The 11477-nt window shown below is 38.6% G+C and carries 9 protein-coding genes and 2 pseudogenes; 8 read left to right on the forward strand and 3 right to left on the reverse strand.

What is annotated here, in order from left to right:
* Positions 1-359: 359 nt before the first annotated feature.
* Positions 360-1462: pseudogene (locus J2S23_RS04405) on the forward strand (IS3 family transposase); the annotation flags it as partial.
* Positions 1463-1562: 100 nt separating this feature from the next.
* On the opposite strand, the gene J2S23_RS04410 reads toward J2S23_RS04405, so the two are convergent.
* Entirely contained in the window at positions 1563-1790 is a 228-nt protein-coding gene (locus tag J2S23_RS04410; protein WP_307121542.1) for a hypothetical protein, read from the reverse strand.
* A gap of 254 nt (positions 1791-2044) precedes the next feature.
* Between J2S23_RS04410 and J2S23_RS04415 the strand changes: the two genes are divergently transcribed.
* Positions 2045-3787, forward strand: a complete 1743-nt coding sequence (locus J2S23_RS04415) for an FAD-dependent oxidoreductase (protein WP_307121543.1) — start codon at positions 2045-2047, stop codon at positions 3785-3787.
* 55 nt (positions 3788-3842) lie between these two features.
* On the opposite strand, the pseudogene J2S23_RS04420 reads toward J2S23_RS04415, so the two are convergent.
* Positions 3843-4974, reverse strand: a pseudogene (locus J2S23_RS04420) (IS3 family transposase).
* A gap of 98 nt (positions 4975-5072) precedes the next feature.
* On the reverse strand, positions 5073-6656 hold the full coding sequence (locus tag J2S23_RS04425; protein ID WP_307121544.1) for a PucR family transcriptional regulator: 1584 nt from the start codon (positions 6654-6656) through the stop codon (positions 5073-5075).
* A gap of 120 nt (positions 6657-6776) precedes the next feature.
* On the opposite strand from J2S23_RS04425, the gene J2S23_RS04430 reads away from it, so the two are divergent.
* The 6 genes from J2S23_RS04430 to buk are packed head-to-tail and all read left to right on the forward strand — an operon-like array spanning position 6777 to position 11303.
* Positions 6777-7175, forward strand: a complete 399-nt coding sequence (locus J2S23_RS04430) for a hypothetical protein (protein WP_307121545.1) — start codon at positions 6777-6779, stop codon at positions 7173-7175.
* Positions 7176-7197: 22 nt separating this feature from the next.
* Entirely contained in the window at positions 7198-8499 is a 1302-nt protein-coding gene (locus tag J2S23_RS04435) for a thiolase family protein (protein ID WP_307121546.1), read from the forward strand.
* Positions 8500-8514: 15 nt separating this feature from the next.
* Positions 8515-8931, forward strand: a complete 417-nt coding sequence (locus J2S23_RS04440; protein ID WP_307121547.1) for a Zn-ribbon domain-containing OB-fold protein — start codon at positions 8515-8517, stop codon at positions 8929-8931.
* Positions 8932-8944: 13 nt separating this feature from the next.
* Positions 8945-9178: an acyl carrier protein gene (locus J2S23_RS04445; RefSeq protein ID WP_370868692.1), complete on the forward strand. Its 234-nt coding sequence runs from the start codon at positions 8945-8947 to the stop codon at positions 9176-9178.
* Between the two features lie 14 nt (positions 9179-9192).
* Positions 9193-10182, forward strand: a complete 990-nt coding sequence (locus J2S23_RS04450; RefSeq protein ID WP_307121548.1) for a phosphate acyltransferase — start codon at positions 9193-9195, stop codon at positions 10180-10182.
* Between the two features lie 11 nt (positions 10183-10193).
* Positions 10194-11303 (forward strand): butyrate kinase, encoded by a 1110-nt coding sequence (gene buk, locus J2S23_RS04455; RefSeq protein WP_307121549.1) that lies wholly within the window; start codon positions 10194-10196, stop codon positions 11301-11303.
* The last annotated feature ends 174 nt before the right edge of the window (positions 11304-11477 follow it).

The raw sequence follows: 11477 nt of genomic DNA on the forward strand, positions 1-11477 counted from the left end.
GTTTTTTCCGATATAAGATTCAAATAATTTTTTTCCTGAATCGTCAGAGCTTTTTTTCGTTTTTTCCCCTGAGGTCTTGATTGTCAGAGCTATTTTAAGGCATTATCGGAAGGATTCGAGTTCAGATAGTTAGCGGCCCTGCACCCACAAAATGAGACATAAGAAAAACACTCCTGTTGAAATCTAGTAAACTAGAAACAGGAGTGTTTTATTATGGCCAAAAAAGTGTATTCTGTGGAAACTAAGTTAGCCTGTATCCAGATGAAAAAAGCAGGCAAAAGCAATAAGGTGAATCGGTTACACTAAACTAGACAGAATTTATAAAGTGTTCTACACTTAAAGAAAACAGGAGAACAGATATGTCTAGAAAAATACGTCGCCACTTTACCGATGACTTTAAACAACAAATCGTTGACCTTCACAATGCAGGGATGAAACGAAGTGCGCTGATCAAAGAATATGATTTAACCCCCTCAGCCTTCAATAAGTGGGTCAGACAAGCTAAAACGACTAGCTCCTTCAAGTCTGTTGATAATCTGACAGATGAACAACGGGAACTGATCGTACTCAGAAAACGCAATAAACAACTCGAAACGCAATTAGACATCCTAAAGCAAGCGGCAGTGATTATGGCACAAAAAGGCAAATAATCACTGCTAACAAGGATAAATATAGCATTTCCGCTATGTGTCGCTGGCTGAACATCCCACGCTCAAGTTATTACTACCAAACTGTAGAACCGGTGTCCGAGGCGGTTCTCGAGGAAACCATTAAAACGATTTTCCATGAAAGCAAGTCTAGATATGGCGCTCGTAAAATCAAGAAATGCTTGGAAAAGGACGACATCATACTCTCTCGCCGTCGGATTCGTCGGATAATGAAGCGCTTAAATCTCGTATCTGTTTACCAGCAGGCTAGCTTTAAGCCACATTCTAAAGGGAAAAACGAAGCCCCTATTCCAAATCTCTTAGCCAGACAATTCCACCAAGAAAGACCACTGGAAGCGATTGTGACAGATTTGACCTATGTCCGTGTTGGTCAGCGTTGGGCTTTTGTTTGCTTGATTATTGACCTCTATAATCTTGACATTATTGGTTGATCAGTCGGTTGGTAGAAGAGCGCAGAACTTGTCAAACAAGCCATTCAAAGCATCCCTTATGCACTAACCAAGGTCAAGTTGTTCCATTCTGATCGCGGCAAGGAGTTTGACAATCAGCTAATTGATGAGATGCTTCAAGCTTTTAGTATCAACCGTTCTCTCAGTCAAGCTGGTTGTCCCTATGACAATGCCGTCGCTGAGAGCACCTAACGTTCCTTCAAACTGGAGTTTATCAACCAAGAAACCTTTCATTCGCTGGAAGAATTAGCCCTCAAAACGAAAGATTATGTCCACTGGTGGAATCACCATCGCATTCATGGTAGTCTTAACTACCAAACGCCTACGACAAAACGAATTATCGCTTTAAAAACACTTTATAAAAATTATTTAGAAAAGTGTTGCCTTTTCACTCCTGTTCAATACAGAAAACTGGCCGCCTAAAGAGTGTTTTTCTACTGTCCCATTAGTGGGGGAGGGCAGGGCAATCTTCGACCGTTATCTCCAGAACCTGGTGCAAAACAGTATGAATACTGTCTATCGTATTGACTTTAACTTTGCGTTCTTCAGCTAAAAAGATGTAGAATGAACGAATATCCGTTTTTCTCAAGTTTGTAATCAAGACGTTTCCAAGAACTAGTTTAACAAACTGATTACAGAGATAAATATTTATTTCCAATCCAATCCATTCCATTCAACCTTTGTTTGTTGCCTCTATGGGTATTTCATCAGGCAGCTTATCAGAAATAATGATTTTAAATTGTTTAAGGTTATGGATTTCTAAGAAACTAGATTGATAGAATTTTGAGTGATTATTAAGTAGGATTATTTTTGTAATCAATAACAATTTTTGTTATTAAAATCACTATATATTTGTTCTATCAAACAAATTGCTTTTTCTAAAAATATGCTATTATCTTGGTAACGATTACAAAAGGAGACTTACGAATGACTACTCTCAAAAATGGAACATTTATTGGAACTGGTGAAGGTCAACACGGAAATTATGATGTTGAAGTTCAAATTCTGGATGGGAAATTGCTATCTGTAAAGGTACTTGGAGACCATGGTTCCCCAGCTTATCCTGATAATGCAGCTAGTCTCATTCCAGGTAGAATTGTAGCTGCTCAGTCGACAGAGGTTGATGCTGTTAGTGGAGCAACGGTGTCTTCCCATGCTATTATGGATGCTGTAAAAGATGCTATGAAAAAAGCAGGCCTTCAAGAAGAGCAAGATTTATCTGATAGAGAAATTTTAGTTGATGTGGCAATTGTAGCCGCTGGTCCTGCAGGACTTGCTGCAGCAGTTACAGCGGCAGAAGCAGGGCTATCTGTGGTGGTATTTGAGAAACAATCTATCACCGGTGGAACTGCCAATATGGGTATGGGACCTCTGGGTATTAATACAAAAATCCAAAAGGCAATGTTCAATGATCTATCCGTGAAAGATGCATTGACTAAGCAAATGGAGTACACTCATTATCGCGTAGATAGTGGTTTAGTACAAACTTATTTTAATCTCTCTGCAGATACGATTGAATGGCTTGAAGAAATGGGAGTGAAATTCGCAGGTGCTTTCCGTTATTTCAAAGAGTCTGAAGCGACTTGGCATATTGTTGATAACGAAGGAAAAATTGGACCAGGGGCTGCAGCTCCTATGAACAAAGCCATGACTGAACGGGCGAAATCACTAGGAGTTACCTTCTATTTGAATACACCTGTTGAAGAGTTACTTGTCGAAAATAACGAGGTCGTTGGTCTGCGGGCTCAAACTAAGGAAGGGCAAGTGATAATAGCAAGAGCTAAGGCTGTCGTGGTTGCCACAGGTGGATTTGGTTCTAATCCACAAATGATTCAAGACGAATTTGGTTATGAATTGAATAAGGATTTTTATACTTTTAATGTGCCAGGAATCACTGGGGAAGGTCTGAAAATGATGTGGGAAGCAGGTGCTCAAAAATTCGGACTTGCTACTGAAGCTATTTTTGTCTTGCCACATAATCTTCAATATATGATTGCGGATGGGGTTCTTCGGCAACCAAATCTTCTGATTAATCAACATGGAGAACGGTTTATGAATGAAGGCTTCATGGGGAACACAACCTTTGCAGGTAATGCAATTGACCTTCAGCCTGGACACTATGCATATTGTATTATGGATCGGGCCATCCTAAAAGAGTACCAAGAGAATGGACCGGATATTGTAGATTTTGTTCATCCGGTTCAAGGGTTCCACATTATTGACCAAGACATCCAAAAAGCTAAAGAGAATAACTATGAAGGTATTATTACAGCAGATACTTTAGATGAGTTGGCAGACAAACTAAGCATTCCTGTCCAAAAGTTGTCTGAAACGATTGAACAATACAATCATTACTGCGAGACAGGTGTAGATGAATTGTTCTATAAAGATGTGAAGTATCTTCATCCATTAACTGGAGAAGGTGGCTATTTAGTAGGTAAATACTACGTTGGTGCATATGGAACGATGGGTGGCGTGCGTATTAATTCTAGTTGTCAAGTTCTGGATAAAGACGGTAAGTGGATTCAAGGACTTTATAGTGCAGGTTCAGATGCGAACACCATTTATGGAGATAGTTACAACTTTACTCTTCCAGGGAATTCAATGGGATTTGCTGTTAATTCGGGAAGAATGGCTGGAAAGGCAATTATTGATTCGTTTAAAGGATAGAAAAAGGCTGATTATGGCACTGCACCCCACTAATGGGACAGTAGAAAAACACTCTTTAGGCGGCCAGTTTTCTGTATTGAACAGGAGACTGATCGTTTAATCTCTGTTGAATCCTCATTTCATTATAAAATATGATGTAATTTTGCACAATATCTTTTATACTGTTCTTAGTTAGATTTCTCCACTTGTGGAGATAGAAGGTTTCAGACTTTAGAACGGAATGGAACCATTCGATGCAGGCATTATCCGCTAGTGTTCCTTTACGGGACATGGAGTGGGTGATGCCTTTTTCTGTGCAAGCCTGAAAGTATGCCTTCGAAGTATAGACCGAGCCCTGGTCGCTGTGCAGCAGCGCACCTTGAGGCAAGTCTAGCTGATTGAGTGTGTCCAGCACAAAGTCCGTATCTTCGCAATCTGAGATAGTATAAGCCACAATTTCACGATTGTAGAGGTCCATGATAGAGGATAAGTAAAGTTTACAGTTTCCAAAGTAGAGATAAGTGATATCTGTGACAAGCTTCTGCATTGGTTTATCTGTATGAAAGTCGCGGTCTAGCTTATTTTCTGTCACATAGTATGGCTTTCCTAAATTGGCTGTCTTCTTAGGCCGTGTTCGACAGAGCCAGCCCTTTTCCTTCATGATACGATAGACTTTCTTACGATTCACGACGAGATCAAAACTCTTCTTGAGCAGTCGAGTGATGGTACGATAACCGTAGATGAACTGATTTTCCATACAGAGATACTCGATTTTATCTATCACTTCCTCTCTTTGTTCTGTCCTTATCCCCTCAGATTTCCAACGGTAGAAGGTGGAGCGTTTGACATCGAAACAGTCTAGAATAAGGGACACTGGATACAGTTTCTTGTATTCTTCCACTAGCTTGATAAGACTTACTTTGTCGAGTTTCTTATCAAGCTTCGATTCTTTTTTAGCAGTTCCACTGTAATCTCAACTGTTCTACTTCAGATAGTTGCTTCATCCCTTTGTCGTAGGTATATTGTTTTCCTACAGGTTGATGAAGGCGGTGCATTTCATCCTGTTCATGCCACTTCATCCAAGTATAGATTTGACTATTATTTTTAATCCCTAGAGTCTCTTTGATGACCTTATTGCTCTTACCTGCTTTTTTCATCTGGATACAGGCTAACTTAGTTTCCACAGAATACACTTTTTTGACCATAATAAAACACTCCTATTTCTAGTTTACTCGATTTCAACAGGAGTGTTTTTCTTATGTCTCATTTTGAGGGTGCAGGACCTACTTCAGCCTTTTATTTTCGTCTATAAAAAATAACGATCATTTCGAATGATTAAATCTTGATTGGAAATTTCTCCTAGCTGGAAGAGTTGAACAAGCGAATCATAATACGTTTTCAAAAGAAGCCAATCTGTTAAATTATTTTGTAGTATTGTTTTTATTTTTTTGATGCGATAGCGAAGGGTATTGGGATGCACATATAAATAATTTGAAATTTCTTCAGTATCTTGATTAAAGAGAATGTAGGTTGCTAGTGTGATAAGTAACTGATTATTTTTTTGTTTATCGTACTCCAACAACTCTAATATATCGGGATGAATAAAAGAAGTTTGGTGTGTACGATGGGAATCCAGCATGATGAGGCTGTTCATATAGCGATAAGAAAAAAGAGAACCATTTAACTGGTATTTTTGTACGAGTTGTTCTACTTGTAATGCTTGATGATACAGTTGTCGAAACTGTGAAAAATCATAAAAGATATGGCTTGCACTCAGGCGAATCTGTGATATTTGACAGAAATCTAGCAACTCACAAACCTTTGCTTGTAGAAAATCTTTTTGAAGACCAGAAGCTAAGAAAATAAGCCGATTTTCATGAAACATGAAAAGTGCATTTCCTAACAGTTTTTTTAATTGTTGTGCAATAACGAGGCGATTGTTTTCTGTTATATCAGGATTCAAAAAATGAACAGACAAAACTCGTTTGTAATGTTGAACATGCAATCCTAACTCTTCTAATTGGGTATTTCCCATCACTGGAGTATTGTATTCCCTATTAAGTAGTGATTGTAAGAAGTAGGAGTATGGTGCATCCTTGTTCATGAGATAGTTTTTATCTTGGCTAAAAGCTAATGCAACAATACGTGCAAAGTGCATAAAGACAATACGGTCACCTTCTGTTAAAGGTTTGTTCTTATCATATGTCATTAGGCGACCCAAAACAGAACCGTTTAATCGAATAAAATCAACCAAAGTCTGATGATTTAAAATGGGATTTTCAAAAAGATAGGCTTTTTCTGTTTCTTGTAAAATCTGATCTACTTTTAATCGTTTTAATTCGGATAAGTCACTTGCCAATATGTATCCTCGTTGGCGTTCTTGCTGGAGAATTGTCTCTTCATCTTGTTGAAAAGGTGGAAAAGCAATATAGTTTCCCAAGTTATCTAATATAAAAATAGGATTTCCGAAAATAGCACTACCAATTTCAGATAATTTTTGAAAATTAGCACCCGAAAAAACAGCATGATAGGCCTCAGATAGGCGTTCTAAGGCAACATAATTCATATGTAAAGAATTTCTAACAACTTGTTTAATTTCTTCAAATTGCTGTAATGTCGCTGCTAGAATAATCGTTGCATTAGGGTAGCAACGACGAATTGGCTCGATTTTTGTTTCTTTTATGCACAGAATCGTGACAGGCTCAAAATGTACTAGAGTAGGTTTAACAAAGGGATCTGCGATAAACCAAAAAATGGAATGTTCTGGATTACTTTCTAAAGTAGTCCATGTAGTCTCTTGACAATCGGTAATATTGATAGAACTATCACCCAATTTAGCAATCGTAATTGAATGTGAAGTGATAGTAGTTAAAATATCATCTAGACGCATTATTTCTCCCTATTGTAATATTTTACAAATATTATACCACTTTTTAAATATTTTTTGTAAGGGCTTACGATAAATTACCCTCATCAATTCAGTATAATTTTAGTTAAGAAAGGAGCGTATATGACAAAATTACAGTTTGCAATTCTAATGAATGGAACTGTCTCTATTGCATTTAGTATTGTTAACCTGATACTGATCAATGAAGGACCGACAACAGAAAATTTTATGGTTCCTACAGTAGAAGGATTTCTCATAGCTATGGTGTTAGTGAGTGTTTTACCGATTGATAAGTGGAGTTCAATCTTATCTGAACGAAGTAAAATTTCTTCCGCTAGGTTAGCATTAGTGATAACTGCCTTTATAAACGTAACCGTTATTACGTTTATTTTATCTGTACAAGCGATGTCATTCAATAAAGAAACACTTAGTATTTGGCTAAAGCAATTACCTACTTTTTACCTCACAGCTCTGCTCGTTTCTTTTTTCACAGATAGAATGATAGAAAGTCTAACAAAATAAAATGTTAAAGAGAGGAAAATATATGGAACATCAAGGAGTATTAAATCGCACAACACTTAAGCCGTATGGTCGTAGTGTATCAATTATCGGAGTTGGGTGTACCCCATTTATGGAAATTCTTGGTAGTCCTGAAACAGAAGGTCTAACAGAAGGAGAACTTTTTGGCTACGCTGCCATTGAAGCAATGAAGGATGCAGGTGTTCAGCCTAAGGATATTGATTATTATTTCCATGGACAGGCAAACGCTAGCTTTGTTTCTGAGTATATTACACCAAACATGCAAGTGGCAAACTGGTTTGGTATGAAGGGAAAAGGTTCCATGCATCACTCAGAAGCTTGCTGTACAGGATATTTAGCTTTGGAGATTGCTGTTATGGCAGTAGCTTCTGGTAAATATGACATAGTATTAACGGGTGCAGCAGATATGGGAGCTAGCCTTCCGGTTGACGGACAACCAGCCCATAAACGTCGAGGTTTTAGTCTAGAGGAATTTAATTCATCTCTAAAATTTATCTATGATCGTGCTTATACACGTGGCATGCAGGCTGGTATGTATACCGTATTTGATGACCTAGCATCTTTGTATGCAAGAGATCATCAGCTGGATGCCAAAACGATGGATGAAGTTCTCTGCGCTATGGCCATCAATAATCGCTACAATGCTTCTAAAAATCCATTAGCTAAATTACAAACAACATATGATGCTATTGCTAAAGAAAAAGGATTTGCTTCTGCAATGGAATTTTTACAATCTCCATTTAACCCTAAGATTGGAGATTATATGCGTGTTAGTGGTTTAGAAGAGCGTAGCGAAGGTGCAGCGGCCATCATTGTTTGTCCAACAGAAATGGCCTATAAATACACGGATCATCCAATTGAGATTTTAGGTACCGGATCGTCAGCCTTGGAAGCATCTAATCCACACTTGGAACGTCGTGCTACACGTGAAGCTTGTCGCCAAGTATATGAAGTTACTGGGGTAAAACCAGAAGAAATTGACTTGTTTTATGCTAATGATTTTATTATTACTTCCCATTTAGATGCTGCGGAAATAGCTGGTTATTTGCCTGAAAATGAAGGTTATCAGTATGTGCTAGACGGTCGAACACGATTTGATGGAGACAAACCAATTAATACGAATGGTGGGCGAACATCATTTGGACATGCTCATGCTGCCTCAGGTCTTGCAGATATTTACGAAGCCGTAAAACAGATGCGTGGGGAATGTGGTGAACGTCAAGTGAAGCAATTACCAAAAACAACCATGTTGCGTGGATTTGGTGGTGGACAAAATGTTTCTGCTACTATTTTGAGAAACTTATAAAGGAAGAGGATTTTCATGGAAAAAATTGTAAAAACATACTATGATGGGTTGGATGAAGGTCGTTTACTCGGTCGTAAGTGCACAGGCTGTCAAGCAGTTGAATTCCCACCAGTTTTAACGTGTAATACTTGCGGTGAATTACATGATATGGAATGGGTTGAAATCTCAGGGAAAGGGAAGATGATTGACTTTTTCCTTCCTGGGATGATGACGCATCAGCCAGTGAATGATGATATGAAACCTTATGTGTATGGCTCTGTTGAAATTGAAGAAGGTGCTTACTTTAATTGCATGATAAAAGGAATTAAGAAAAAGCATCGTGACTTTGTAGAAAAGCATTTGCCAGAAGTACCTGTACATGCGATTATAGTTCCACGTGATGGCTACAAAATGGTCGCATTTGAGGTTGATAAAGACTTTATGGAAGAATAGAAAGGTAGAAAAAATGTCAGAAGTAAAACAAACTATTATGGAACTTACAGCTCAAGCCTTTAATGTATCAGTTGAGGAGTTGTCTTTAGAAACATCGTTTAAAGATGAACTTGCAGCTTCATCTTTAGCAATGGTGAGTTTGATTGCCAATATTGAAGATGAGTTAGATGTTATGATTCCGCTTTCGGAAGCAGGAAAATTTAATACAGTTGGTGATGTTGTGGCTTTTGTAGAAGCAGAGATGTAGGTGTGTTTATGGCGATGATGGATAGGATTTATCAGAAAGCACAAGAAAGACCGGCGCGCATGGTTTTCCCTGAGGCAGAGGAAGAGAAGATACTTCTTGCTGCATCTAAAGCTGCTCAGGCAGGCTACATTATACCCGTTTTGGTTGGAAAACTAGCCTCTATGACTTCGGAATGTCAACGCTTAGGGATAGACCGTGATATTTTTGAGTTTTATGATATTGAGGATGAAGAAACAGTAGAGAAGCTCGCTTCTTCTTATGAGACATATTCTTATGCCCTGTTTAAAGGAAAATCTCTCAGACGTCGTCTTTCAGATCCACTTTATTATGCGATGGTTCTGACAGCGATTGATAAGGTTGATGCAGTATTTGCAGGCTTATCACACCCTACTGGTGAAGTAATCTTGGCAGGTCAAAGCATACTATGCTTACAAAAAAATATTGAAACAGTTTCGAGCTGTGGTATTTTAGACATTCCTGGATTTGAAGGGGCACAAGGTTCTCTGATAGCTTTTGGCGATGCAGCGGTCTGTCAGAATCCGACTTCTGAAAGCCTTTCTGATATTGCTATCGCGACTTGTGATACGGTGAAATCTTTACTAGACTGGGAACCACACTGTGCTTTTTTGTCCTATTCAACGCAAGGAAGTGGAACAGGAGAATTAGTCGATAAGGTTGTTAAAGCAGTCAAAATTGCTCAAGAGAAGCGTCCAGATTTGCTAATTGAAGGTGAATTTCAGTTGGATACAGCAATGAATCCTATGGTAGCGAAGAAAAAAGTCCTTACTGATAGTAATGTGGCAGGTCAAGCTAATGTATTAATCTTCCCAGACTTAAATGCAGGAAACATTGGTGTAAAACTTTTACAACAATTTGCACATGCGGATGCCTATGGACCGATGATTACTGGAATGAATAAGGTTATCAGTGATTGTTCTCGTAGTGCACCAGTATCAGAATTAGTAGGAAATATCGCCTTGACAGCTGTGCGAGCAATGTATTAGGAGAAATTTCTATGAATGAATACCGTGTGTTAACGATAAACCCTGGGTCGACCTCAACTAAGATTGCCTATTTTGTAGGAAAAGAGTGTTTATTGAGTGAAAATGTCGCCCATCAATCAGATGAATTAGCAACCTTTTCTCATATTAGCGAACAATTCTCTTATCGAAAAAAAGTTATTGAAGATTTTTTGCAACAACAAGCAATCAATGCTACTATGTTTGATGCAGTAGTTGGACGTGGAGGTGGTTTATTAGCTGTTGAAGGTGGTGTTTACAAAATAGATGATTGCTTACTGACAGATGCGAAAAACTGCGCAAATGGTGTAGAACATCCAGCTTGTTTAGGACCTCAATTGGCAGCCTATTTTGCGGAACAATCTTCTTGTTCAGCCTATGTAGTCAATCCACCGGATACAGATGAGTATCAAGATTTAGCAAGATTGACGGGCATAAAAGGTCATTATCGGACGAGTCATCTGCATGCTTTGAATCTTAAAGAGACAGCACTTCATCATGCTCAATTGATGGGTGAAGCGTATAGAAATAAAAACTATATCGTCTGTCATATTGGAGGGGGAATATCTGTCTCTGCTCATAGAAAAGGGAGAATGGTAGATGGCATTGACATTGTAGGTGGAGAAGGTCCTTTTGCTCCAACGCGTTCGGGAAGTCTAGGCTTATCCACTGTTATTGAACTCATTCAGGAAGGTTGCACCTCTGAAGACCTTAAAAAGTTCTGTACGCAAACAGGAGGTCTAGTGAGTTTACTGGGAACCTCAGATGCGAGGGAGATTTCTGAACAGGCAAATCAAGGAGATGAGCCGAGTAAACTTGTTTGGGACACCATGTTATATCAAATTAGTAAGACGATTGGGCAAATGGCTACCGTTTTAAAAGGGAATGTGTCAGCAATCTTGTTAAGTGGTGGCATGGTTTACAATGAAAATTTGGTTCTACAAATAAAGGATTATTGTGAGTGGATTGCTCCTATTGTTGCTTATCCCGGGGAGTTTGAAATGGAAGCAATGGCTAATGGCGCTCTCCGTGTTCTGTCGTGTAAGGAAGAATTAAAGTACTATAAGGGTGTCCCAATTTGGCAACCCAGTGATTTCCCCCTTTAGATGGTTAAAGGATAAGCCTAAGCATAAAAAACAAGCACTTTCAATAATAAAGTGCTTGTTTTTACATTATGTGACTTTCAGTCCGTTTCGCTCCGCAGGTGCGAAACAAATAAACCACCCGCTATGCGGGTGCGCATCGCTGGTTATACCAAAAAACTCCAAACGCGATACAAT

The organism is Streptococcus moroccensis (assembly GCF_030812835.1).
Classification (GTDB): domain Bacteria; phylum Bacillota; class Bacilli; order Lactobacillales; family Streptococcaceae; genus Streptococcus; species Streptococcus moroccensis.